Raw genomic sequence first — 22,737 nt, forward strand, 5'->3', positions numbered from 1 at the left:
CCTTGAGCGATGACGCCTTCGAGTCGCAGGTACGCGAGCGACTCGACGCCGTTGAGCGAAGCCTGTCCGACGCGGTCGACAGCGACGAGGCGTTCGTCGCCGAGGCCGCCACGCACCTGCTGCGTGCGGGCGGCAAGCGGTTCCGGCCGCTGCTCGTGCTGCTCACCGCCGAGTTCGGTGATCCGAGTGCGGCCGACATCGTGCCGGCCGCACTCGTCGTCGAGCTGACCCACCTGGCGACGCTGTACCACGACGACGTGATGGACGAGGCCGCGCTCCGGCGCGGCGCGCAGAGCGCGAACGCGCGCTGGGACAACTCCATCGCCATCCTCACCGGCGACTACCTGTTCGCGCGGGCGTCGCATATCGTCGCCGACCTCGGACCCGAGGCCGTCCGTATCCAGGCAGATACGTTCTCCCGCCTCGTGCAGGGCCAGATCCGCGAGACGACGGGCCCACGGGCGGGCGAGGACCCGCTCTCCCACTACCTTTCCGTCGTCGCCGACAAGACCGGCGCGCTGATCGCCACGTCGGCACGCTTCGGCGCGATGATGGCCGGTGCGCCCACCTCGGTGCAGGACCGCCTGACCGAGTTCGGCGAGCGGATCGGTTCGGCGTTCCAGCTCAGCGACGACATCATCGACGTCGCGAGCGACGCGCACGACTCCGGAAAGACACCCGGCACCGACCTGCGCGAGGGTGTGCCGACGCTGCCCACCCTGATCGCGCTCTCGTCGGATGCGCCGGACGATGCGCGGCTACGCGAGCTGCTCTCAGGCCCGATCAGCAACGACGACGACCACGCCGAGGCGTTGGCGCTGCTGCGCGAGCACCCGGCGCTCGACGACGCCCGGGCCTTCGTACGACGCTGGTCCGACGACGCCCGGGCGCTGCTCACCGATCTGCCACCCGGCATCGCGCGTGATGCGCTCGAGTCGCTCTGCGACACCGTCGTCACCCGTATCGGCTGAGCGCTGCCTCAGCGACCGATGCGCTGGTTGTCGATGCGGTACGTGCAGATGACCGACGGCCGCGGGAAACGGTCGGTGTGCGGCCAGGTCGACGTCGGCTCCTCGAACGTCGCGCCGTCCGACTCGCCCGGGTGCTGCACCGCGGCGAACACCGTCAGGCCGTCCTGCGATACGAGCGGACCGCACATCTCTGCCGCGACGGGCACCGTCAGGAACTGGCGTACGTTGCCGCGCTCCCGCCCGCGCGTCGGCACCGCGAACATGCCGTCGTTGGAGCCGAGGACGTTCCCGTCGGTCGAGATCCACAGGTTGCCCGCCGGGTCGAACGCGACGTTGTCGGGGCAGGAGATCGGGCTCACCTGCTCCTTCGGGAAACCACCGAAGTACGTCTCGGGAGCCTCCGGGTCTCCACACACCAGGAACAGGTTCCAGCGGAACGCCGTCGCGCCCGCGTCGTTGCCCCGCTCGACCCACTCCAGCACGTACCCGTTGCGGTTGCCCGAAGCGCTGGTCAGGGGTGCGTCGAGCGACTCGCGCACCATCGACGAGTCGAGCGGGTTCGCCTCGTCGACGGGATGGTCGGCGCCGCGGGCCGAGTTGTTGGTGAGCGCCGCGTACACGCGACCGGTGACCGGGTTGCGCTCGATGTCCTCGGGCCGATCCATCTTCGTCGGCGACACGGTGTCCGCGGCGAGCCGGGTGTCGATCAGTACGTCGGCGACGCTCATGCCATCGACGTACGACTCGGTCGCCGACGTGAGAGCGATCCACTCGCCGGTGCCGTCGTACTCATCGTCGTCGAGCCCGTCGCCGGTGAACTTCGCGACGTACAGGGTGCCGTCCTCGAGCAGACCGACGTTGTGCTCATGTGCCTTCGGCCCGTTGCCCTTACGGAACTTCTGCCGCGAGACGAACTTGTAGATGTAGTCGCCCCGCTCGTCGTCGCCGAGGTAGACGACGACCCGGCCGTCCTCGCTCAGCGAGGTCGTCGCACCTTCGTGCTTGAACCGCCCGAGCATCGTGAGCTTGCGTGGCTTCGCGTTCGGGCGGTGCGGGTCGATCTCGACGACGTAGCCGTGACGGTACGGCTCGTTCGGCTCCGTCGTGAGATCGAACCGGTCGTCGACGCCACTCCAGCCACGGCCTTCCCCGGTGAGGCCGTAACGGGCGTAGCTGTCGGCGTACGCCGGGTCGAGATCCCCGGACGCGTCGAAGTAGCCGTTGAAGTTCTCCTCGCCCGACAGGAACGTGCCCCACGGGGTCATCCCGCCCGAGCAGTTGCCGAACGTGCCGTGCACCGTACGTCCCTTACGGTCGGCTCGCGTACGCAGCCGCTTGTCACCTGCGGCGGGGCCCGTGAGGCGCATCGGCGTCTCGGCCGTGATGCGACGGTTGAGCTTTGTCTTGCCGACGGCGCGCTGCTTCCAGGCGCCGTCGCGCCGGCCGCGCTCGATCTCGAGGATGCTGAACCCGTGCGCGGCCATCTCGATCCGCTTCTGGGTCGCGTCGTCGTACCAGTCGGTCGGGAACATCAGCTCCGGGTCGGTGTACTCGTTGTTGACGCCGAGGATGGCCCGATTCTTCTTGCCCTCGATCGGCAGCACTCCCACGTAGTCGCAGTTGTATCCGAACTGCTGTGCCTGGGCATGCGGCGTCTGCTTGTAGACGTTGAAGCGCGGCGCGTCCGGCGTGATCCGGTCACCCCACGAGACGATGACGTCGTAGTCGTACCCCGCAGGAACGGTCACGTTGTCGCGTACGTTCGGCTGCACCGGACGGAAGGCCAGCTCGGCCGCGGGCGCGCGCCGCTTGCCCGCGGCCTCACCGGCTGCCGCGGCGGGTCCGGCGAGCGTGGCACCGAGGCCGACGGTCACCGATGCGGCGGCTCCACCCATGAGCAAGGACCTGCGCGCGACCACCGAGGTGAGGACCTGCGACATGTGCTGGTTGTCGGAGGTGTTCGGGATCGGCTTGTCGCATGCGTCGCCACAGCGATAGTGACAGGTCATGGCGCTTCGGGACCCGTGCGGTCCGGTCTGGTTGATCAGCGGCAGAAGACGTCGCGGCATCGCATTCGCTCCAGGGTGCGAGGGGGGAGTTGTCTTGCGCTCGCGACGCTAGGCAGCCAAGGCGTGGTTCAGGTGACGTACGGGTGAACGATCGGCGATCAGCGCGGCAACGGGGCTATTGTGCCCGCGCCTTCGCTGCCTTCCGCAGCAACCGTTGCCGGTTCGAGATGCCCTCGACCGTGATGATCGCGAGCGCCGTCCAGACGAGTGCGAAGCCGACCCAGCGGGCGGACGTCATCGCCTCATGGAACACGAAGATCCCCAACAGGAACTGCAACGTGGGCGTCACGTACTGCAGCAGACCGAGCATCGTCATCGTCACGCGGTTCGCGGCCCCCGCGAACAGCAGCAGCGGGATGGCCGTCAGCACGCCGGCCATGACCAGCAGCAAGGCGTTGCCGATGCCGCGGTGTCCGAACGAGCCCGTGCCCTCCACGTCGAGGAAGGCGAGGTACGCCAGCGCCAGGGGTGCGAGCACCAGGGTCTCGAGGCCGAGTCCCTCGAGTGCGCCGACGCCGACCTTCTTCTTCAGCAACCCGTACGTAGCGAACGAGAACGCGAGGCACAGCGAGATGTACGGGGGCCGGCCGTAGTCGATCCCGAGCTCGATGACGGCCCCGAATGCGAGAGCGAGCGCGCACCATTGCAGCGTACGAAGCCGCTCGCCGAGCAGCACGACGCCCATCAGGATGGTGACGAGCGGGTTGATGAAGTAGCCGAGCGAGGTCTCGACGACGTGCCCGCTGTTGACGCCGTAGATGTACACGCCCCAGTTCGCCGCGATGAACACCGCGGCCAGCGACAGCAAGCCGAGCCGGCGCGGCGAGCGTACGACCTCGCGAAGGCTGCGCCACTTGCGAAGGACGGTGAGCACGGCAGCGACCAGGGCAAGCGACCAGATCACGCGGTGCGACAGGATCTCCACCGGGCCCGCCGGCTCGAGGAGCGGGAAGTACAGCGGGAAGAATCCCCAGATCGTGTACGCGGCGGCGCCGAACACGAATCCGCGGCGCGCCTCGTCCACGGGCAGAGCTTTCACCAGGTGAGCCTAGACCCGGTGACTGTCGGGCTCGGCGTCAGTCCGGCAGGCGGTCGGCGAAGCTGCGCGCGAGTACGTCTCCGCAGGTCAGCAGGGCTGTCGTGTCTCGGGTCGCGCGGGTGATGACGAAGGCTCCTTCGAGTGCGCACACCAGTGCCGTCGTCAGCTCGGCGGCGACTTCGGAGCCGACGCCGCGGTCGACGAAGTACGCGGTGCCGTACTCCTGCCAGGAGGTGAACACCTCGGATGTCGCCTCCCGCAACGGCTCGTTCGTGCTCGCCACCTCGAGCGCGACGGTCGCGATCGGACACGCGTCGGCGAAGTCGGAGTCCTCGAGATGGGAGGCCGCGAGTGCGAAGTAGGTACGGATGCCGGTGAGCAGGTCGGGTGCGTCGTCGAAGGCGAGCGGAAGCACGGCGGCGTACTCGGCGCCGGACGTGCGGATCGCCTCGGCGCTGACCTGTTCTTTGCCGCCAGGAAAGTGATGGTAGATCGACCCGAACGGTGCCCCGGCGCGCTCGACGATCTGCTTCACCCCGGTCGCGGTGTAGCCCTGCCGACGCAGTAGCTCCGCGGTGCTTGCGACGATCCGGTTGCGGGTCGTGGTTGCCATCATCGCCTCCTTGCGACCATACTAGAGCGATCATTCTAGAGCGATCACTCTAATGGGGGTTCTGAGATGCCGACGACGGATGTGCCGGCCGGTACGATCGAGTACGACGACACCGGAGGCAGTGGTCCGGTCATCGTCTTCCTGCACGGGCTGTTCATGAGCGGGACGACCTGGCGCGAGGTCGTTCCCCGACTCCGCGACGACTATCGGTGCATCACCCCGACGCTGCCCCTCGGGTCGCACCGCATCGCGATGAAGCCGGACGCCGATCTCACGATGCACGGCCAGACGCACCTGGTGGCCGACTTCCTCGAGGCGCTCGACCTCCGCGACGTCACGTTGGTCTCGATCGACTGGGGTGGCGGGCTCTTCCTGACCGCCGAGGGGCGCGACGACCGCGTTGCGCGGTTGGTGATCTGTCCGAGCGAGGCGTACGACAACTTCCCGCCCGGGCTCTCCGGGAAGGTGGCGATGCTTGCCTGCAGGCTGCCCGGGGGAGTCGGCCTCGGGCTGCGCCAGCTTCGAGTCTCCTGGCTACGCAACTCACCCCTGATGTTCGGTGCGCTGGTCAAGAAGGGTGTGAACGACGAGGTCGCCCACGACTGGACCGCGCCGGGCCTCGCGTCCGCCGACGTACGCCGCGACGTGCGCAAGTACGGTGGCCACCCGCCACCCAAGGCCGAGCTGATCGCGGCGACCGAGAGGCTCGCGGACTTCGCCGGACCGACGCTGGTCGTCTGGGCGCCGGAGGGCAAGATGATGCCGCCGGAGCACGGCCCGCGACTCGCGGAGTTGATCCCGGACTCCCGCTACGTCGAGATCGCCGACGCGCACACAATGGTCAACGAGGACCAGCCGGACGAGTTCACCCGCCACCTCCGCGAGTTCCTCCGCGACACCGACCCGCACGCTGAGGAGAGGATCCCGGCCCGCTGAGGAGTGGATCCCGGCCCGGTGAGGAGTCGATCCCGGCCCGGTGAGGAGTGGATCCCGGCCCGGTGAGGAGTGGATCCCGGCCCGGTGAGGAGAGACTTCCTCTCCTCAGCGTTGCTAGCTGACCTTCCAGGTGTCGGGGCCGCTGATCAACGACTGCAGGTCACCCTCGCCGTTCATCTCCGTCGCCGACGTGACCTGCTCGCGCGCGAGGTCGTCGTACGTCGGCCGCTCGACCTGACGGAAGATGCCGACCGGCGCGCGGTTGAGGTGTCCCGCGTCGGTCAGCCGGGACAGCGCGAAGGCCAGGCTCGGGTCGTCGGCGTGCGCGTCATGGACGACCAGCTTTGCGACGTCCGCATCGTCGGCGACGTCGGCGACCTGGAGCGCCCCGGTCGCGCCGTCGCGGATGAGACCGTGCTCGCCGTTCGGCCCGAACCGTACGGGCTGACCGTGCTCGAGCGGGATCACCGCGTGGTCCTTGGTCTCGGCACCCTTGATGGTGTCGAACGCGTTGTCGTTGAAGATCGGGCAGTTCTGGTAGATCTCCACCAGCGACGTGCCGCGGTGTGCGGCGGCCTCGCGAAGTACGCCGGTCAGGTGGGCACGATCGGAGTCGATCGTGCGCGCTACGAACGTCGCCTCGGCGCCCAGCGCCACCGACACGGGGTTGAACGGTGTGTCGAGCGACCCGTGCGGCGTCGACTTGGTGACCTTTCCGATCTCCGACGTGGGCGAGTACTGACCCTTGGTCAGGCCGTAGATCCTGTTGTTGAACAGCAGGATCGTCATGTTCACGTTGCGTCGCAACGCGTGGATGAGGTGGTTGCCGCCGATCGACAGCGCGTCGCCGTCGCCGGTGACGACCCACACCGAAAGGTCCGGCCGGGTCGATGCGAGGCCGGTCGCGATCGCGGGCGCGCGCCCGTGGATCGAGTGCATACCGTACGTGTCGAGGTAGTACGGGAACCGCGACGAGCACCCGATGCCCGAGACGAACACGATGTTCTCGCGCTTGAGCCCGAGCTCGGGCAGGAACCCCTGTACGGCCGCGAGTACGACGTAGTCGCCGCACCCGGGGCACCAGCGGACCTCCTGGTCCGAGCCGAAGTCCTTGCGGGTCTGCTTGTCGTCCGTCGTTGGTACGGACGTCAGCCCGTCGCGCGCCAACGAAGGCGTGGGCAGGTCGACGGCGGTCATCGGGTCGCCTCCTCGTCGATGGAGTCCGCGGTCGCGCGGATCACGTCGGACAGCTCGGCCGCTCCGAACGGCAGGCCACGTACCTGGTTGTAGCCAACGGCGTCGACGAGGTACTCGGCGCGAAGCAGCATCCGCAGCTGGCCGAGGTTCATCTCGGGCACCAGCACCTTGTCGTACCGGCGTAGTACATCGCCGAGGTCCGACGGGAACGGGTTGAGATGTCGAAGGTGCGCCTGGGCAACGCGATAGCCCGCCTGCCGCGCACGCCGGATGCCTGCGCCGATCGGGCCGTACGACGAGCCCCACCCGATCACGAGGAGCCGTGCGTCGCCGGTCGGGTCGTCGACGTCGGTCGGGCCGACGGTGTCGGCCACCCGGTGCACCTTGGCGTCGCGGAACGTCACCATGCGGTGGTGGTTGTCGGGGTCGTACGAGATGTCACCCGTGCGATCGGCCTTCTCGAGGCCGCCGACGCGGTGCTCGAGCCCGGCAACGCCCGGTGGCGCCCACGGCCGCGCGAGGGTGTCGGGGTCGCGAAGGTACGGCAGAAACTCCTCCGAGCCGTCGTCGTTCGTGTGGTTGGGGCCGGTGACGAAGTTCGGCTGGATCTTCGGCAGGCTTGCGATGTCGGGGATGGCCCACGGCTCCGAACCGTTGGCGATGTAGCCGTCGGACAGCAGCATCACCGGCGTCCGGTAGGTCACCGCGATGCGCGTCGCCTCGAGTACCGCGTCGAAGCAGTCGGACGGCGACCGGGGTGCCACGATCGGGATCGGCGCCTCGCCGTTGCGCCCGAACATGGCCTGCAGGAGGTCGGCCTGCTCGGTCTTCGTCGGCAGCCCGGTCGACGGACCGCCGCGCTGTACGTCGATCACCAGCAGCGGCAGCTCCAGCATCACCGCGAGCCCGATGGTCTCGGACTTCAGCGCCACTCCCGGCCCGGACGTCGTCGTCACCCCGAGCGCACCGCCGAACGACGCTCCGAGGGCCGCGCCGATCGAGGCGATCTCGTCCTCCGCCTGGAACGTCGTCACGCCGAAGTTCTTGTGCTTGCTGACCTCGTGCAAGATGTCCGACGCCGGCGTGATCGGGTAAGCGCCGAGGAAGACCTCCAGCCCGGTCTGTACGCCTGCCGCCACGATTCCGTACGAGAGCGCCGCGTTGCCGGTGATGTTGCGGTACGTGCCCGATGGCAGGGCGGCCGGCTTCACCTCGTACGAGACGGCGAATGCCTCGGTCGTCTCGCCGTAGTTCCAGCCGCTGCGGAACGCGGTGATGTTCGCGTCGCGGATGTCCGGCTTGGACGCGAACCGCTGCTCGAGGAACTCGATCGTGCCGTCGGTCGGCCGGCCGTACATCCACGAGAGCAGCCCGAGCGCGAACATGTTCTTTGCCCGGGCAGCGTCCTTGCGTGACAACCCGAACGCCTCGATCGCCTCCACGGTGATCGCGGTCAGGTCGACGGTGTGCAGGTTGTACGACTCCAGGCTGCCGTCCTCGAGCGGGTTCGCGTCGTAGCCCGCCCGCGCGAGGTTGCGCTTGCCGAAGTCGTGGTTGTCGATGATGAGGGTGCCGCCGTCGGCGAGGTCGCCGACGTTGGCCTTGAGCGCTGCGGGGTTCATCGCGACCAGTACGTCCGGTCGGTCGCCCGGGGTGAGGATGTCGTGATCGGCGAAATGCAGCTGGAACGACGAGACGCCCGCCTGCGTACCCGCGGGTGCACGGATCTCGGCCGGGAAGTTCGGCAGAGTCGAGAGATCGTTGCCGAACGCGGCCGTCTCTTGGGTGAATCGATCCCCCGTCAGCTGCATCCCGTCTCCGGAATCACCGGCGAACCGGATCACGACGCGATCCAGCTGTTGTACCTGCTTCGACACTGAGGGTGTTCCCTTCTACGGAGGCCTCCGCCACCCTCGATCGTACGCCGACGCGACTGTCCGGCTACGCGTCCCACCATGTGAGCGCGCCGGTGGCGGAACTCATCGCGTACGTCGGTGTCCGGATCGTCGACCGACGCCAAGCGCCCGCCGAGGTACGGATTCCCGCCAATAGAGTCGCCGCTATTGGCGGGAATCCGTACCTCGGCGGCTACCGGCGTGTCAGCGGTAGTTGACGAACTGCGTCGCGAAGTCGAGATCGGCGTCCTTGACCAGCGCGATGACGCCCTGGAGGTCGTCGCGCTTCTTGCTGGTCACCCGCAGCTCGTCACCCTGGACCTGCGTCTTCACGCCCTTCAGACCCTCGTCCCGGATGAGCTTCGCGATCTTCTTGGCCTGGTCCTGGGTCAGGCCGTCCTTGAGCGTGCAGGAGATCTTCGACTCCTTGCCCGACTGCCGCGGCTCGCCCTCGTCGAGTGCCTTCAGCGATACGCCGCGCTTGACGAACTTGTCCTTGAGTACGTCGAGGGCAGCCAGGGCACGCTCATCGGCGTTCGCGGTGATCTCGATGCCGAGCTCGCCGCTTCGCTCGACGGCCGCGCCGGTGTTCTTGAAGTCGAATCGGGTCGCGAGTTCGCGGGCGGCCTGGTTGATCGCGTTGTCGACCTCTTGCTTGTCGACCTTGCTGACGATGTCGAACGATGACTCGCTGGCCATGCTTGCCCTCCGGGTGGGATGCGGGTTTCGTCGGGGTGAGTGTCCTGCGCTATTGTTTCTCCCCGTTGCTCCGTTGTGCATCGGGGGATGGCTCGGCCACCTCGCACGAGGCAGCGCACCCCGGCAGGTTGCCCGAGCGGCCAAAGGGAGCTGACTGTAAATCAGCCGGCATTGCCTACGCAGGTTCGAATCCTGCACCTGCCACCGAAGAAGGCCCGGACCCCTGCGGTCCGGGCCTTCGTACGACCTCCGCGGGCGCGGAATCACGCCAACTGTGCGAAGGTTGCACCTGCCATGAGAGCTGCTTTCATCACCGAGTACGGCGACCCGTCCGTCATCCAGGTCGCAGACGCGCCCGAGCCAGTGGTGGGGATGGACACCGTCCTCGTCGAGGTGCACGCCGCCGGCGTCAACCCGGTCGACTGGAAGGTCGTCGCGGGCGGGATGCGCGGCGCGTACCCCCATCACCTCCCGCTGATCCCCGGCTGGGACGTCGCCGGGATCGTGTCGGCGGTCGGTCCCGCGGTCACGACCGTCGAGCCGGGTGATCGGGTGCTCGCGTACGACCGCGAGGACCACGTGCAGCTCGGCACCTTCGCGCAGCGCACCTCCGTACCCGAGCGTGCGATCACGAGGATTCCACCCGGCATGAGCATCGCCGAGGCCGCGGCGCTCCCGCTCGCGGGCCTGACCGCCGAGCAGGTGCTGACGGCCGCCGAGGTCGGCGAGGGCGACTCGGTGCTCGTCCATGCCGCCGCCGGGGGCGTCGGCACGTTCACCACCCAGCTCGCCCGGCTGCGCGGAGCGAGCGTCATCGGCACGGCGAGCCCCGGCAACCACGACCACCTGCGCGAGCGTGGGGTCACGCCGGTCGCGTACGGCGACGGGCTCGTCGACGGCGTACGAGCGCTCGCGCCGCGTGGTGTCGACGTGGTGATCGACCTGGTCGGCGGAGACACGCTGGCGAGCTCGTACGACCTGCTGGCCGACGGCGGCCGGGTGGCCTCGATCGCCGACCCGCAGGTGCTGCAGCGGGGCGGCCGGTACGTCTTCGTCCGGCCCGATGCCGCAATGCTCGCCCGGCTCGCGGAGCTGGTCTCGTCCGGCGAGCTCGTCGTCGACATCGCGGCGACCTACCCGCTGGAGGACGCGGCCGGTGCCCTCGAGGCGAGTAGGTCCGGTCACACCCGCGGCAAGGTCGTCATCACGATGCTCTGACGGTCGTCACGACGCGAGCTCGCGCGGCGCACCGCCGTCGACCGCGTCGGAGAGCAAGCCCGGCAAGCGGTCGAGTACGTACGGCAGGCTCAACGGCGTCGTGAAGTAGATCGCCCCGGCGAGGGTGCCGTCGGTGTACACCGCGCGGCCCTCCTCGACGGGTGCGAGGTTCATGAACGTCGCCTCGTCCTCAAGCGCGTCGATGTCGGACGCCTTCTCGGTCGCCCACAGGAGCACGTCCGCGTCGCTCACCACGTCGATCTTCTCGGCAGGGATATAGCTCTGCTCCTCGCCGCGCGCGTACTCCTCGAGATATCCCGGGATGGTGAGGCCGAGCGAGGTGAGGAACTGGGTGCTGAGGCCGGGTGGGTAGGCGATGTAGCTGCCGTCGGAGACGGCGTTCTGCAGGAACACCACCGATTTGTCCTGGAGCTCGGGGTGCTTGCGTGCCTCGGACTTGAACCGGGCGTCGATGTCCTCGATCAGCCGGTCGGCCTCGGGCCGGAGTCCGAGTGCGTCGCCGATCAGCCGGGTCTGAACCGGCCAGGGCGAGAAGTAGTCCGAGGCGCCCGGGGGCGCGGCCACCGTCGGCGCGAGCTCGGACAGCTTGTCGTAGTCGGCGTTGGTGACGCCGGAGTTGGTGCCGATGATCAGGTCGGGGCGCAGCGAGGCGATCTTCTCGAAGTCCATGCCGTCGGTGGCGCTGAGCACGGTCGGCTCCGCGCCACCGAGCGCGTCCTGTGCCCACGGCCACACGGCGTACGGCTGCTCGCCGTACCACTCCGTCGTGGCGATCGGGGTGTGCCCGAGCGCGAGAACAGTGTCCTGCTCGGTGAGACCGACGACGACGATGCGTTCGGGCCGGCTCTCGACGGTCGTCGTTCCGTACGCGTGATCGGCCGTCGCGGGAAACCGCCCGCGGATGCTCCCGGACCCGCTGGACGTCGGCTCGTCATCGTCGGTCCCGCATGCCGACAGGATCAGGGCCGCGCCGCCGAGCAGGACGGTACGGCGACCGATGTGATGAGCCATGACGCCTCCGGTGAGTTTAGGTGTGCCTAACCTACTTGGAGGTCATCGGTCACCGCTCGTCGGCGTACGTCTCTAGCGCGTTGGCGTACGCCGGACGGGTCGTCGCCAGCGCGCGTACGGCGGTGCGGACGGCTTCGGTCGGGTGTCCGGCGTCTCGTTGCGCGAGTGCGGAGAATCCCTGTGCGGCGGGGGCGTACGTCGCATCGAAGGTGTGGCTCTCGAGCACAGCGACGGCCTCGGACGCGCGGCCGACGATGCGTAGCGAGCTGGCGAGCTGGATGACGGCCTGCTGGCGCCGCGCATCGTCGAGCTCGCCTCGCAGCGCCCGCTCGTAGAGCCCGATCGCGGTGGCCTCGTCCCCGCAGAAGTCGTGGGCCGACGCCAGCTCGAATGCCGCGCGCGGCTCATCCGGACGCTCCGCGACGAGCGCGGCTATCCGCTCACCGACGGTGTCCTCGTCGACGCCGCCGGCGGTGGTCCACACGGCGGCAACGCGTTCGTCCCACTCGTCGTCGGCGTTATGGGGCAGTGCGGCCGGCGTGCCCTGATGGAATCGCACCTGCCAAGCCCCGGCGACGCGCTGCCAGATCGACGAGCGCCGAGCGTCGCGCGTACCGGAGCTGGCGTACGTGACGAGAACGGTGTCGTCTGCGATCCAGGTCGCAGCGAAGTCGCTCGTGCTGGCAGCAGGTGCGTCGTCGGTGTCGCCGGCCAGCTCCTCGATGATCTCGGCGCGGCTCCACGATCGGCCAGACGCGCCGATCTCGGTGAAGTCAGGGTGCAGCAGGGCTTCGACCGCGACGCGGTCGGCGCGTACCGCGGGGTCCAACAGAAGTCGCTCGGCGTCTATCGCTGCGTCGAGGGTGTTCGGCATGCGCTCGGTCACGGGCATCGATGCTGTCACAGGCCGACCGGGGCCCGCGGATCGTCTCGCCGCGCTCGACGGATTCCGTTGCGAAGGATCCGGTGCGAGGATGTGGATGTGCGGAGCGCGGAGTTCTGGGACCTGATCGACGTCCTCGGCGGCACGGCCGACGAGGAGTCGGTCGCGCGCCTCGGTGAGCGGCTCGGGGGGCTCCCGGCGCGGACGGTCGAGGCGTTCGGGACCGCGCTCGACGAGCGCATCGACGTACTCGCGGAGTCACCCGCCATCCCGGAGGAACTGCGGTACTCCGAGACCGCCGAGTGGTTCGCGGCCGCGATCATCGCCGCCGGGCGGCCCGCGTACGAGAAGGCCCGCCGGGCGCATGCTCCGTTCGATGCCGACGACTGGGGTTTCGAGGAGGCCGAGGACCTCCTTGTCGTGGGCGAGAACATCCTCGAGCCGGTAGAGATCGAGCTGGACGGCGTACAGGTCGAGTGGCTGAGCGCGCAGCGTCCGGACGAGGTCGGCGACCCGCTCGACGCGATCGATGCCGCTGACCCGCTCGACGCGATCGACCCGCCCGCCGAGGTCGACGCGCTCGACGCCGACTGGGATGTCGGCGTTGGTACGGACCCGCAGGTGGCGTCCGCGGTCGCCGACCTCACCCAGGCGCGGACCTGGCGGTCGTGGTTCTGTACGCAGTCGACTCGGGCGGGTGTCGTCTGCGTATCGGTCGAGGACGACGCCGAGACCGGGCTGAACGAGTCGGGTCGGCCCGCGGCCAGGGAGTACCGCTATGCCGTGCCCGTCGAGCGGCTGCTCGCCGCGGCCGATCGACGAGCGGAGATGCGCGCCGTGCTCGTCGAGGCGTGGACGGCCGTCGCCGACAGCGTCGGCTGGAAGGCCCCACCGCCCGACCCCGGCCGACGCTGAGTCGCAGGTTCCCGGCGACGGTGCCACGATCCCAGGTCAAACCTCCCGCCGAGGTACGCGTTCCTGCCGATCCCGGGGTGGCGTAACGGCGGGAAGGCGTACCTCGGCGCAGGGGCAGCGCTCTCCCGCTCCCAGGTGGACGTCTCAGCGCAGGTTGCGCTCGGCGACCTTGGTGAAACGGCGGTTCAGGTACGTCATCGCCACGTTGTACGCCGGTGCGAACTTGCGCTGCCACCAGTGGCCGAACGCGATGTCGCGGGACGTGTAGACGATGTGCCGGCGCGACCGCATTCCGCGGATGATCGCCTCGGCGGCCTGCTCGGGCGTCACCGCGTGCCGCTGGAAGCGCTCGATGAGCCGATGCATCTCCGGCGCGTCGCGGTCGACACCCACGATGTCGACGGTGCCGACCAGGGGGTGTCGACGGCCCCCGGGCACACCAGCGTCACGTCGATCCCGTGTCGGGCGAGATCGAAGCGCAGCACCTCGGACACGCCGCGGAGCCCGAACTTCGCCGCGCTGTACGCCGCGTGCCACGGAAGGCCCAACAGCCCCGCTGCGGATGAGACGTTGACGAGCTGGCCTCCTCGCCCGGCATCGATCATCGGCGGTACGAAGCACTCCATGACATGGATCGGTCCCATCAGGTCGATGTCGACCGTGCGCCGCCAATGGTGGTGCTGGAGACGGTCGATGGTGCCCCAGGTCGAGATGCCCGCGATGTTCATCACGACGTCCATCGGCCCGTGCGCGTCGTGGATCTCGCCCGCGAGCGTACGCACGGCTTCGAAGTCCGCGACGTCGGCCGGCTTCGCGAACGCGACCCGCCCGCCGGCATCGCGTACGTCGGCGACGACCCGGTCGAGCCGGGTGCCGTCGAGGTCGGTGAGGAACAGCTCGGCCCCGTCCGCGGCGGCCGCAAGGGCGGTCGCGCGTCCGATGCCGCTCGCGGCGCCGGTCAGGAAGACCCTGCGCCCGTGCATGGAGGTGAGAGGCATGGAGGTTCCGCTCCCGGAGATCGATTGGGACAAATGTACTATTTCAATGTTACCGCCCCGTAGCGAGGTCGGAAACGTGGTCGACACCTCCCGTCCACACGATAGAGAATGGAGCGGCGGCAGCCGATTTCCGGATTGCCGGTCGCACTGTGTACCATCGACCGTCGGCTCGCCCCTTTAGCTCAGTCGGCAGAGCGTCTCCATGGTAAGGAGAAGGTCTACGGTTCGATTCCGTAAAGGGGCTCTGGGTTGGATGGCCTCCTCGCTCGAGGCAGGTCACCCTCCCCATGGCGGGGTAGCTCAGTTGGTCAGAGCGCACGGCTCATAATCGTGAGGTCGCGGGTTCGAGCCCCGCCCCCGCTACGTAACAAGCCGACCGGCAGCAGGCGCCACACGGCGCCGACCAGCAGTACGACCGACAGAGGACACTCCAGTGGCCAGCAAGAGTTCAGACGTCCGCCCCAAGATCACCTTGGCTTGCACCGTGTGCAAGGAGCGGAACTACATCACCAAGAAGAACCGCCGTAACGATCCGGACCGGATGGACCTCAAGAAGTACTGCCCGCGTTGCAAAGAGCACACCGAGCACCGCGAGACCCGCTGACCCGTCGGCGCACCACGGCACCCCCACGTACGCACGTGGAGGGTGCCGTTTCGCGTACCGATAGCCTCCTCCCATGGCCCTGGACCCCGACCTCGCCGGGCGCACCTTCGCGCCGACCGCGCCGTACGACGTGAGCCGACACGAGATCGCGGAGTTCGCTGCGGCGGTGGGCTACCCGCCCGATGCCGATGAGGCGCCGCCGACCTTCCCGATCGTGATCGCGTTCCGGGCGATGACGGCTCTGATGGCCGATCCCGAGGTCGGCATCGAGCTGCGCAACGTCGTACACGCCGATCAGCGGTTCGTCTCGGAGCGGGCGATCCGTGCGGGTGACGTGCTGACCGCGCAGCTGCAGATCGAGAAGCTACGGCACATGGCGGGCACCGACATCGTCACAACCCGCAGCGACATCACGACGGTCGAGGGTGAGCACGTGTGCTCGGCGTACGCGACGCTCGCTCACAAGGGATGAGTACATGAGCCTCGAACCAGGGAGCGAGCTCGGCCCGCTCGCGTACCCGATCACCCGCGCCGATCTCGTGCGGTACGCGGGGGCGAGCGGCGACTTCAACCCGATCCACTGGTCCGATCGGGTCGCGATGTCGGTGGGGCTTCCGGGCGTGCTCGCGCACGGCATGTACACGATGGCGCTGGCCGGTCGCGCCGTCGAGTCCTGGCTCGACGACGGCCAGCAGGTGGTGGAGTTCGCGGTGCGGTTCACCAAGCCGGTCCTCGTGCCCGATGACGAGGCCGGTACGCAGATCGAGGTGTCCGGACTCGTCAAGGACGTCACCGACGGACGCACGCGCATCGACCTCACGGTCCGGTGTGGCGAGGAGAAGGTGCTCGGGATGGCGAGGGCGTTCGTTGCGTGAGCGAAGCGACGTCCCGCTCGCACCGCTGACGACCCTGCGTCTCGGCGGGCCGGCTCGTCGACTCCTCGAGGTCGCGTCGGAGGCCGAGCTCCTCGCCGCCGTACGCGATGCCGACGCTGCGGGCGAGCCCGTGCTCGTCCTCGGCGGGGGCAGCAATGTGCTGATCGCCGACGACGGCTTCGCCGGCACGGTCGTCCTGGTCCGGGCGCGCGGCGTCGACGTCGAGGCAGACGCGTGCAGCGGTGCGATGGTGACGCTCGCGGCCGGCGAGCCGTGGGACCCGTTCGTGGAGCGGGCGGTTCGAGAGCACTGGGTCGGCATCGAGGCGCTGTCGGGCATCCCCGGCCTCGCGGGTGCGGTCCCGATCCAGAACGTCGGTGCGTACGGCCAGGAGGTTTCCCAGACGATCGCCGGCGTACGTTCGTACGATCGCGTCGAGGACCGGGTGCGGACGTTCGCGGCGGCCGACTGCGACTTCGCGTACCGGATGAGCAGGTTCAAGCGCGAGCCGGGCCGGTTCGTCGTGGTGTCCGTGACGTTCCAGTTCGCGCTCGGCGAGCTGTCCGCACCCGTCGCGTACGCCGAGCTTGCCCGCCGCCTCGGCGTCGAGCAGGGCGAGCGGGCGAAGGCCGCCGACGTACGCGAGGCCGTCCTTGCGCTGCGGCGGGGCAAGGGGATGGTGCTCGACGAGCACGACCACGACACGTGGAGCGCAGGGTCGTTCTTCACCAACCCGATCCTGACCGCCGACGAGGCGGCAGAGCTTCCCGACGATGCTCCGCGTTTCGCGCAGCCCGACGGCACCGTCAAGACCAGCGCGGCCTGGCTGATCGACCACGCGGGCTTCGAGAAGGGCTACGCGCGGGGCGCGGCGGCCCTGTCCACGAAACATGTGCTCGCGCTGACCAACCGGGGCGGTGCGAGCGCCGCCGAGCTGGTCGATCTCGCACGTGAGGTACGCGACGGCGTGCGCGCCGCGTACGGCATCACGCTGCGCAACGAGCCGGTCGTCGTCGGGGCGAGTATCTGAGCCGAGGCATCCAGATCGTGGGTTTGGGCGTCCTTGGCATGGTGTGTGCGTGAGATCGATGGGAGACATGACACGGCTCGGTGCCGCGGTGGCGGCGGTTCTGGTGACGATTGCGGCATGCGCGCCGCAGTCGGACTCGACCGCGGGCGAACCGACCGAGGATCCGGCGGCGTCGGAGGAGGCCGCGGACGTCCAGGAGTTCGTCGGCCGCCCCGATCTGCCGGCGCCGATGATCGACGTCACCGGTGACACGTCGAAGGCCGCCCCGGGTCTGGTCTTCCTGGCGCCGAAGGGCGCGGACGACCCGATGCACGGCCCGACTATCGTCGACTCCGATGGAGACCCGGTGTGGATCAACCCGGTCGGAGACCGCTGGACGTACGACTTCCGGATGCAGCATTACCAGGGCAAGCCGGTGCTCACGTGGTGGCAGGGCAAGCACCTGGCCGGCGGCTACGGTCGTGGCGAGTACGTCCTGATGGACACGTCGTACAACGAGATCGCAACCGTCACGACTCCGGGCCTCGGAGCCGACTTCCACAACATGACGCTGACCTCGCACGGCACGGCGCTGATGACGAGCTTCCCGATCGTACGCCGCGACCTGCGCGACATCGGCGGTCCGAAGAACGGCTACGTCGCCAACTGCGTGGTGCAGGAGGTCGACGTCAAGACCGGCAAGGTGCGGTTCCGCTGGAACATGCTCGACCACGTGCCGCTCACCGAGACGATCGAGGATCCCGAGCACAACCCGGAGGAGCCGGGTACGAAGCAGGCGCCGCTCGACCCGTACCACGTGAACTCCGTCAACGAGGACGGCAAGGACGGTCTGCTCGTCTCGGCGCGCAACACCAGCGCCCTCTACCGGATCGATGAGTCGACCGGGAAGGTCGACTGGACACTCGGCGGGTCCGGGAGCGACTTCGAGATGACCGGCAACTCCGAGTTCGCGTACCAGCACGACGCGCAGCGACAGCCCGACGGCACCATCACGCTGTTCGACAACGAGGCCTGGCCGCAGGTCGGTGACGAGTCGCGCGGACTGCGGCTGGCGCTCGACGAGAAGCACCACACGGCACGCGTGGTCGAGGAGTACCTGCCGCCCGACGACCGGTTGTCGTCGAGTCAGGGCAACATGCAGGTGCTTCCCGGCGGGCACGTGGTCATCGGCTGGGGCTCCGAGGAGTACTACTCCGAGTACACCCACGGCGGCAAGCTGCTGTACGACGCGGCAGTCGACGGTCAGAGCTACCGGGTGCACCGCAGCCAGTGGCACGCGACGCCGACGGAGCCGCCGAAGGTGGTCTACGAGGACGGCACCGCGTACGCGAGCTGGAACGGCGCGACGGAGGTCGCCTCGTGGCGGTTCGTCGCGGGTAGTGACAAGGCGAGCGCGCGTGTGGTGGCGACCGTGCCGCGGGACGGGTTCGAGACGTCGGTCGACATGCCCGACCGGCCGTACGTCGCCGCACAGGCGCTCGACGCGAAGGGCAAGGTGCTCGCGACCGCCGAGCCCGGCCTCTGGCCGTAGCCTCCCTGACCGCCCCGTGGGCATGACGTTCGGGCGGAGACACACGGCGTGTTGCCGCCCGAACGTCATGCCCACGGTGGGGGCCGGGTGTCGGGTGGTCAGGCGCCGAACCACGCCTGGGCGTCCAGGCGGTACGCGTGCGCGCCGACCACGGTGCGCAGGTCTGTCTCCATCGCGCGTAGTCGCTCCGCGCCGAGCGTGCGTACCCAGCTCGCGCGCAACTCGTCGAAGATCTCCGCCGAGCGCCGCAGCACGTCGATGCCGTCGTCGGTGAGCACGACCAGCTTGCGGCGGGCGTCGTGCTCGTCGGCGGTACGCGCGACGTACCCGAGCCGCTCGAGCCCGTCGATCGTCTTGCCGGCCGCCTGCTTGGAGACACCCAGTCGCCGCCCGACCTCGCTCGCCGTCGCGCCGTCGACCCCGATCGCCTGCATCGCGAATCCGTGGACCGGGCGCGCGTCCGGGTGTCCCTGCTCGCGCAGCCGGGCATGGAGCTCGTCGATCAGGGTGCGGAAGCCACCGAACAACAGCAGCGGCAGCTCGTACCCGGGATTGTCAGGTCGGCTTGGCATATCCGACAACCAGGTTTACTATTTGGACAACCATGTTGACCAATCTACCGCAAGGGGGACTCATGACCTTTCCCATCCACACGATCGACTCCGCGCCGGAGCGGGCACGGCGCCGGATGGGCGCCATCGAGGGCGCGTTCGGCTACCTGCCGGCGGGTGTCGGCCTGATGGCGACCTCGCCGGAGGTGCTCGACGCGTTCAGCGCGGCCAACGCGCAGTTCGAGCGCGCGACGCTCGACCCGGTCTCCCGCGAGGTCGCCGTGATGACGATCGTGGCCCGGTACGAGTGCCACCTGTGCGTGGCGATGCATTCGGCACGGCTCGAGCGCCTCGACGCGCCCCAGGCACTGATCGCGGCGCTGCGCGAGCGTCGGCCGCTCGACGACGAGCGGTACGAGGCGCTGCGTACGTTCACGCTCGCGGCCATCGACGGTCGCGGCGTGGTCGACGAGGCGACCTTCGCGCAGTTTTGGCGCGCGGGGTACGACGAGCAGAACGCGCTCGAGATCGTCCTCGCGATCGGTGTGTACACGATCAGCGCGTTCGCCAACCGGATGACCGGAGCCCCGCTCGACGAGCAGCTCGCGTCGTACGCCTGGACCGCCTGAGCCCCCGTGGGCCGCACGTTCTGGAGCGACACGCCGGCGTGTCCCCGCACAAGCGTGCGGCCCACAGGGCGGGGGCGTCAGTCTGCGGGCGGTTCCGGGTCGGGCGTACGCAGCCAGGCGTCGATGCCCTTGAGCCCCGACTCGACGACGTCGCTCGGCGCCCGCGCCGAGCGCAGGGACATGCGCGCGAGCTCCGCGAGCTCGTCGTCGGTGAACGACTGCGCGGCCCGCAGGATCGAGTACTGAGCCGCGAGCCGCGACCCGAACAGCAGCGGGTCGTCGGCGCTGATCCCGAGCTGTGCGCCGGCCGCGACCAGCTCGCGTACCGGCACCTCCTGGTAGGTGTCGTACACGCCGAGCGAGACGTTCGACGCGGGGCACACCTCGAGCGGGATGCCCGCCGTCGCGATCCGTTTGAGCAGCCGGGGATCTTCGATGCTGCGTACGCCGTGGCCGAGTCGGTCGGCATGCAGGTGCGTGAGGCACGCGTCGATGTTGGCCGGGCCACGCAGCTCGCCGCCGTGTGGCAGGCTCGCGAGGCCGGCGTGGCGGGCGATCGCGAACGCCCGCTCGAAGTCGGCGGTCGTTCCTCGCCGCTCGTCGTTGGACAGCCCGAACCCGATCACGCCGCGGCCCGCGTACTGCGCCGCCAGCCGCGCGAGCGTACGCGCGTCGAGCGGATGCTTCGTGCGGTTGGCCGCGATGATCACGCCGATGCCGATCCCGGCCGTTCGCTCTGCCTCGCGCGCCGCGTCGAGCACCAGGTCGGTGAACGCCGTGATGCCGCCGAACAGCCCCGCATAGCCCGACGGGTCGACCTGGATCTCCATCCAGACCGACCCGTCGTCGCGGTCGTCCTCGGCGGCCTCGCGCAGCAGCCGGCGTACGTCGCCCTCCGTACGCAGCACCGAACGCGCAACGTCGTACAGCCGCTGGAACCGGAACCAGCCCTTCTCGTCGGCCGCGCTCAGCTGCGGCGGCCAGTCTTCGACCAGCGCGGTGGGCAGCCGGACGCCGTCGCGCTCGGCGAGCTCCACCAGCGTGGTGTGCCGCATCGAGCCGGTGAAGTGCAGGTGCAGGTGAGCCTTCGGAAGGGTCGCGACCGGTCGCAAGGCGTCAGGCCGTGCCGAGCAGCTTCTGGATGCGGGACACGCCCTCCACCAGATCGTCGTCGGACAGCGCGTACGACAGCCGCAGGTAGCCCGGCGTACCGAACGCCTCCCCGGGTACGACGGCGACCTCCACCTGCTCGAGGATCGCGGCCGCCAGCTCGACCGACGTCGTCGGCGTGATCTCGCCGACCGGACGGCCGAGAGCAGCCTTCACGGAGGGGTACGCGTAGAACGCGCCGGTCGGTGTCGGGCAGGTGAACCCGTCGATCGCGTTGAGCATCTCGACGATCGTGCGCCTCCGCCGGTCGAACGCCGCCCGCATCTCGTCGACCGCCGACAGGTCGCCGGTCAGAGCAGCGATCGCGGCCCGCTGCGAGACGTTCGCGACGTTGGAGGTGGCGTGCGACTGCAGGCTCGTCGCGGCCTTGATCACGTCGCGCGGGCCGATCGCCCAGCCGACCCGCCAACCGGTCATCGCGTACGTCTTGGCGACGCCGTTCAGCACCACGCACGTGTCGGCGAGCTCCGGCACCACCACCGGCATCGACGCGGACTCGACCCCGTCGTACGTCAGGTGCTCGTAGATCTCGTCGGTGACGACCCAGAGGCCATGCTCGACCGCCCAGCGGCCGATCGCCTCGACCTGCTCGCGCGGATAGACCGCGCCGGTCGGGTTGGACGGCGAGCAGAACAGCAGCACCTTCGTACGCTCGGTGCGGGCGGCCTCGAGCTGCTCGACGGTCACGAGATAGTCCTGCGTCTCGTCGGCGACGACGTCGACGGGTACGCCGCCCGCGAGCCGGATCGACTCGGGGTACGTCGTCCAGTACGGCGTCGGCAGCAGCACCTCGTCGCCCGGGTCGAGCAGCGTCGCGAACGTCTCGTACACCGCCTGCTTGCCGCCGTTGGTCACCAACACCTGTGCGGCCTCGACCTCGTACCCGGAGTCGCGGGCGGTCTTGGCAACGATCGCGTCCTTGAGCGCGGGCAGGCCGCCGGCGGGCGAGTAGCGGTGGTTGGCCGGGTCATGACACGCGGCAGCGGCGGCGTCGACGATGTAGGCGGGCGTCGGGAAGTCGGGCTCGCCGGCGCCGAACCCGATCACCGGACGGCCGGCGGCCTTGAGCGCCTTGGCCTTGGCGTCGACCGCGAGCGTCGCGGACTCGGTGATGCCGCCGATGCGAGCTGACACCCGGTGTTCGATGGTGGTGGGGGAAGGGGCCGACTGAGTCATGTGCCTATCGTTGCACCGCGCCGACGCGCGCGCTACGCGGTATCCGCCGTCGGTGCTGTCGCGCTCCGCGAAGCGTCGTGCACCGCCTCGGTTCGACTGCGAACGGCGGCTCCCGTACACTCGTCTCGCGGTGGATTTCCACGCTAGGTCGTCATGCCCTCACCCCTTCAGGTGATGTACAGCCGCGACCGCGCGGGCGATTCGCTTTAGGGCAGTAGCTCAACTGGCAGAGCATCGGTCTCCAAAACCGAAGGTTGGGGGTTCAAGTCCCTCCTGCCCTGCGAAAGGTCCCGGCCACCCGGTCGGGCGTACGAGATGAGTCGACGAGTGGTAGGTGGAATGTGGTGAGCGAGACACGCGCCTCGACCCCGAGTGGGAAGAGCGGCGGGCGTACGTCGCCGGCCACGTTCTATCGGCAGGTCGTCGCCGAGCTGCGCAAGGTCGTCTGGCCGACGCAGAACCAGGTCGTGACGTACTTCTTCGTCGTGCTCGTCTTCGTACTCGTGATGATGGCGATCGTCGCCGGGCTGGACTTCGCGTTCGGCAAGGCGATGTTCGCAGTGTTCGCCTGACCCCCGGGTCGGCCGTAGCGAAGGTGGCGTAACCAACCGTGTCCCAGCCGTACAACGAGCCCGAGCTCGAGCAGCCTGTCGAGGACGTCGCACCCGAGGGTGAGTCCGACCTCGAGCAGGACGTCGAGGTCGAC

Annotated in this window: 24 protein-coding genes and 4 tRNA genes; 15 read left to right on the plus strand and 13 right to left on the minus strand. The window is 69.1% G+C overall.

Annotated elements, in window-relative coordinates:
• The first annotated feature begins 2 nt into the window (after positions 1 to 2).
• Positions 3 to 971 carry a polyprenyl synthetase family protein gene (locus L0C25_RS14215; protein ID WP_271632326.1) on the plus strand — a complete coding sequence of 323 codons (969 nt, stop codon included), beginning with the start codon at positions 3 to 5 and terminating at the stop codon, positions 969 to 971.
• 8 nt (positions 972 to 979) lie between these two features.
• On the opposite strand, the gene L0C25_RS14220 is transcribed toward L0C25_RS14215, so the two are convergent.
• From L0C25_RS14220 to L0C25_RS14230, 3 genes are all read right to left on the minus strand, one after another.
• Positions 980 to 3,040, minus strand: a complete 2,061-nt coding sequence (locus L0C25_RS14220) for a PhoX family protein (RefSeq protein WP_271632327.1) — start codon at positions 3,038 to 3,040, stop codon at positions 980 to 982.
• Positions 3,041 to 3,155: 115 nt separating this feature from the next.
• The gene (gene rarD, locus L0C25_RS14225; protein ID WP_271632328.1) at positions 3,156 to 4,079 is read right to left on the minus strand and encodes an EamA family transporter RarD; all 924 of its coding nucleotides are present in this window, start codon (positions 4,077 to 4,079) and stop codon (positions 3,156 to 3,158) included.
• Positions 4,080 to 4,116: 37 nt separating this feature from the next.
• Entirely contained in the window at positions 4,117 to 4,692 is a 576-nt protein-coding gene (locus tag L0C25_RS14230; RefSeq protein ID WP_271632329.1) for a TetR/AcrR family transcriptional regulator, read from the minus strand.
• A 66-nt stretch (positions 4,693 to 4,758) separates the two neighbouring features.
• Here L0C25_RS14230 and L0C25_RS14235 point away from each other — a divergent pair, with 66 nt between their 5' ends.
• Entirely contained in the window at positions 4,759 to 5,628 is an 870-nt protein-coding gene (locus L0C25_RS14235) for an alpha/beta fold hydrolase (protein WP_271632330.1), read from the plus strand.
• A 114-nt stretch (positions 5,629 to 5,742) separates the two neighbouring features.
• Here the strand turns inward: L0C25_RS14235 and L0C25_RS14240 are convergent, their stop codons facing one another.
• From L0C25_RS14240 to L0C25_RS14250, 3 genes are all read right to left on the minus strand, one after another.
• Positions 5,743 to 6,825 carry a 2-oxoacid:ferredoxin oxidoreductase subunit beta gene (locus L0C25_RS14240; protein ID WP_271632331.1) on the minus strand — a complete coding sequence of 361 codons (1,083 nt, stop codon included), beginning with the start codon at positions 6,823 to 6,825 and terminating at the stop codon, positions 5,743 to 5,745.
• On the minus strand, positions 6,822 to 8,702 hold the full coding sequence (locus tag L0C25_RS14245; protein WP_271632332.1) for a 2-oxoacid:acceptor oxidoreductase subunit alpha: 1,881 nt from the start codon (positions 8,700 to 8,702) through the stop codon (positions 6,822 to 6,824). Before L0C25_RS14245 ends, L0C25_RS14240 begins: the two co-directional genes overlap by 4 nt.
• A 222-nt stretch (positions 8,703 to 8,924) precedes the next feature.
• A complete protein-coding gene (locus L0C25_RS14250; RefSeq protein WP_271632333.1) occupies positions 8,925 to 9,419 on the minus strand; it encodes a YajQ family cyclic di-GMP-binding protein in 495 nt (164 codons plus the stop codon).
• A gap of 122 nt (positions 9,420 to 9,541) precedes the next feature.
• On the opposite strand from L0C25_RS14250, the gene L0C25_RS14255 reads away from it, so the two are divergent.
• Both L0C25_RS14255 and L0C25_RS14260 read left to right on the plus strand, forming a co-directional pair.
• Positions 9,542 to 9,623 (plus strand) — tRNA-Tyr (locus tag L0C25_RS14255).
• Between the two features lie 90 nt (positions 9,624 to 9,713).
• Positions 9,714 to 10,637, plus strand: a complete 924-nt coding sequence (locus L0C25_RS14260; protein WP_271632334.1) for an NADP-dependent oxidoreductase — start codon at positions 9,714 to 9,716, stop codon at positions 10,635 to 10,637.
• 6 nt (positions 10,638 to 10,643) lie between these two features.
• On the opposite strand, the gene L0C25_RS14265 is transcribed toward L0C25_RS14260, so the two are convergent.
• Together L0C25_RS14265 and L0C25_RS14270 are read right to left on the minus strand one after the other, a co-directional pair.
• Positions 10,644 to 11,669 carry an ABC transporter substrate-binding protein gene (locus tag L0C25_RS14265; protein WP_271632335.1) on the minus strand — a complete coding sequence of 342 codons (1,026 nt, stop codon included), beginning with the start codon at positions 11,667 to 11,669 and terminating at the stop codon, positions 10,644 to 10,646.
• Between the two features lie 49 nt (positions 11,670 to 11,718).
• Entirely contained in the window at positions 11,719 to 12,555 is an 837-nt protein-coding gene (locus L0C25_RS14270) for a tetratricopeptide repeat protein (RefSeq protein WP_271632336.1), read from the minus strand.
• A 96-nt stretch (positions 12,556 to 12,651) separates the two neighbouring features.
• Between L0C25_RS14270 and L0C25_RS14275 the strand changes: the two genes are divergently transcribed.
• On the plus strand, positions 12,652 to 13,467 hold the full coding sequence (locus L0C25_RS14275) for a DUF4240 domain-containing protein (RefSeq protein ID WP_271632338.1): 816 nt from the start codon (positions 12,652 to 12,654) through the stop codon (positions 13,465 to 13,467).
• A gap of 144 nt (positions 13,468 to 13,611) precedes the next feature.
• On the opposite strand, the gene L0C25_RS14280 is transcribed toward L0C25_RS14275, so the two are convergent.
• Both L0C25_RS14280 and L0C25_RS14285 read right to left on the minus strand, forming a co-directional pair.
• Positions 13,612 to 13,833, minus strand: a complete 222-nt coding sequence (locus L0C25_RS14280; protein WP_271632339.1) for a Rossmann-fold NAD(P)-binding domain-containing protein — start codon at positions 13,831 to 13,833, stop codon at positions 13,612 to 13,614.
• Complete coding sequence (locus L0C25_RS14285; protein ID WP_271632340.1) at positions 13,794 to 14,465, minus strand: SDR family oxidoreductase; 672 nt, start codon at positions 14,463 to 14,465, stop codon at positions 13,794 to 13,796. Before L0C25_RS14285 ends, L0C25_RS14280 begins: the two co-directional genes overlap by 40 nt.
• A gap of 171 nt (positions 14,466 to 14,636) precedes the next feature.
• Between L0C25_RS14285 and L0C25_RS14290 the strand changes: the two genes are divergently transcribed.
• From L0C25_RS14290 to L0C25_RS14320, 7 genes are all read left to right on the plus strand, one after another.
• A tRNA-Thr gene (locus L0C25_RS14290) sits at positions 14,637 to 14,709 on the plus strand.
• Positions 14,710 to 14,754: 45 nt separating this feature from the next.
• Positions 14,755 to 14,828, plus strand: a tRNA-Met gene (locus tag L0C25_RS14295).
• A gap of 70 nt (positions 14,829 to 14,898) precedes the next feature.
• On the plus strand, positions 14,899 to 15,069 hold the full coding sequence (gene rpmG, locus L0C25_RS14300) for a 50S ribosomal protein L33 (protein WP_271632341.1): 171 nt from the start codon (positions 14,899 to 14,901) through the stop codon (positions 15,067 to 15,069).
• Between the two features lie 73 nt (positions 15,070 to 15,142).
• The gene (locus L0C25_RS14305) at positions 15,143 to 15,541 is read left to right on the plus strand and encodes an FAS1-like dehydratase domain-containing protein (protein ID WP_271632342.1); all 399 of its coding nucleotides are present in this window, start codon (positions 15,143 to 15,145) and stop codon (positions 15,539 to 15,541) included.
• 4 nt (positions 15,542 to 15,545) lie between these two features.
• Complete coding sequence (locus tag L0C25_RS14310; protein ID WP_271632343.1) at positions 15,546 to 15,944, plus strand: MaoC family dehydratase; 399 nt, start codon at positions 15,546 to 15,548, stop codon at positions 15,942 to 15,944.
• The gene (locus tag L0C25_RS14315) at positions 15,937 to 16,974 is read left to right on the plus strand and encodes a UDP-N-acetylmuramate dehydrogenase (protein WP_271632344.1); all 1,038 of its coding nucleotides are present in this window, start codon (positions 15,937 to 15,939) and stop codon (positions 16,972 to 16,974) included. The genes L0C25_RS14310 and L0C25_RS14315 overlap by 8 nt, the downstream gene beginning before the upstream one ends.
• Positions 16,975 to 17,032: 58 nt before the next feature.
• Positions 17,033 to 18,505 carry an arylsulfotransferase family protein gene (locus tag L0C25_RS14320; RefSeq protein ID WP_271636835.1) on the plus strand — a complete coding sequence of 491 codons (1,473 nt, stop codon included), beginning with the start codon at positions 17,033 to 17,035 and terminating at the stop codon, positions 18,503 to 18,505.
• Between the two features lie 98 nt (positions 18,506 to 18,603).
• Here the strand turns inward: L0C25_RS14320 and L0C25_RS14325 are convergent, their stop codons facing one another.
• Positions 18,604 to 19,077 (minus strand): MarR family winged helix-turn-helix transcriptional regulator, encoded by a 474-nt coding sequence (locus L0C25_RS14325; RefSeq protein ID WP_271632345.1) that lies wholly within the window; start codon positions 19,075 to 19,077, stop codon positions 18,604 to 18,606.
• A 62-nt stretch (positions 19,078 to 19,139) separates the two neighbouring features.
• On the opposite strand from L0C25_RS14325, the gene L0C25_RS14330 reads away from it, so the two are divergent.
• On the plus strand, positions 19,140 to 19,685 hold the full coding sequence (locus L0C25_RS14330; RefSeq protein ID WP_271632346.1) for a carboxymuconolactone decarboxylase family protein: 546 nt from the start codon (positions 19,140 to 19,142) through the stop codon (positions 19,683 to 19,685).
• A gap of 77 nt (positions 19,686 to 19,762) precedes the next feature.
• Here the strand turns inward: L0C25_RS14330 and L0C25_RS14335 are convergent, their stop codons facing one another.
• Positions 19,763 to 20,797 (minus strand): adenosine deaminase, encoded by a 1,035-nt coding sequence (locus tag L0C25_RS14335; protein ID WP_271632347.1) that lies wholly within the window; start codon positions 20,795 to 20,797, stop codon positions 19,763 to 19,765.
• 4 nt (positions 20,798 to 20,801) lie between these two features.
• Positions 20,802 to 22,031, minus strand: coding sequence for a pyridoxal phosphate-dependent aminotransferase (locus tag L0C25_RS14340; protein ID WP_271632348.1), 1,230 nt, complete (start codon positions 22,029 to 22,031; stop codon positions 20,802 to 20,804).
• Positions 22,032 to 22,239: 208 nt separating this feature from the next.
• Between L0C25_RS14340 and L0C25_RS14345 the strand changes: the two genes are divergently transcribed.
• Together L0C25_RS14345 and secE are read left to right on the plus strand one after the other, a co-directional pair.
• Positions 22,240 to 22,312, plus strand: a tRNA-Trp gene (locus tag L0C25_RS14345).
• Positions 22,313 to 22,375: 63 nt separating this feature from the next.
• Entirely contained in the window at positions 22,376 to 22,603 is a 228-nt protein-coding gene (gene secE, locus L0C25_RS14350) for a preprotein translocase subunit SecE (protein WP_271632349.1), read from the plus strand.
• Positions 22,604 to 22,737: the final 134 nt, after the last annotated feature.

The organism is Solicola gregarius, from assembly GCF_025790165.1.
Classification (GTDB): Bacteria; Actinomycetota; Actinomycetes; order Propionibacteriales; family Nocardioidaceae; genus Solicola; species Solicola gregarius.

Coding starts and splice junctions, on each gene's coding strand:
- L0C25_RS14280 (WP_271632339.1), bottom strand. CDS start 13,833: ATGCATCGGCTCATCGAGCGCTTCCAGCGGCACGCGGTGACGCCCGAG.
- L0C25_RS14250 (WP_271632333.1), bottom strand. CDS start 9,419: ATGGCCAGCGAGTCATCGTTCGACATCGTCAGCAAGGTCGACAAGCAA.
- L0C25_RS14230 (WP_271632329.1), bottom strand. CDS start 4,692: ATGGCAACCACGACCCGCAACCGGATCGTCGCAAGCACCGCGGAGCTA.
- L0C25_RS14305 (WP_271632342.1), top strand. CDS start 15,143: ATGGCCCTGGACCCCGACCTCGCCGGGCGCACCTTCGCGCCGACCGCG.
- L0C25_RS14235 (WP_271632330.1), top strand. CDS start 4,759: ATGCCGACGACGGATGTGCCGGCCGGTACGATCGAGTACGACGACACC.
- L0C25_RS14330 (WP_271632346.1), top strand. CDS start 19,140: ATGACCTTTCCCATCCACACGATCGACTCCGCGCCGGAGCGGGCACGG.
- L0C25_RS14285 (WP_271632340.1), bottom strand. CDS start 14,465: ATGCCTCTCACCTCCATGCACGGGCGCAGGGTCTTCCTGACCGGCGCC.
- L0C25_RS14340 (WP_271632348.1), bottom strand. CDS start 22,031: ATGACTCAGTCGGCCCCTTCCCCCACCACCATCGAACACCGGGTGTCA.
- L0C25_RS14265 (WP_271632335.1), bottom strand. CDS start 11,669: ATGGCTCATCACATCGGTCGCCGTACCGTCCTGCTCGGCGGCGCGGCC.
- L0C25_RS14220 (WP_271632327.1), bottom strand. CDS start 3,040: ATGCCGCGACGTCTTCTGCCGCTGATCAACCAGACCGGACCGCACGGG.
- L0C25_RS14260 (WP_271632334.1), top strand. CDS start 9,714: ATGAGAGCTGCTTTCATCACCGAGTACGGCGACCCGTCCGTCATCCAG.
- L0C25_RS14325 (WP_271632345.1), bottom strand. CDS start 19,077: ATGCCAAGCCGACCTGACAATCCCGGGTACGAGCTGCCGCTGCTGTTG.
- L0C25_RS14320 (WP_271636835.1), top strand. CDS start 17,033: ATGGGAGACATGACACGGCTCGGTGCCGCGGTGGCGGCGGTTCTGGTG.
- L0C25_RS14240 (WP_271632331.1), bottom strand. CDS start 6,825: ATGACCGCCGTCGACCTGCCCACGCCTTCGTTGGCGCGCGACGGGCTG.
- L0C25_RS14310 (WP_271632343.1), top strand. CDS start 15,546: ATGAGCCTCGAACCAGGGAGCGAGCTCGGCCCGCTCGCGTACCCGATC.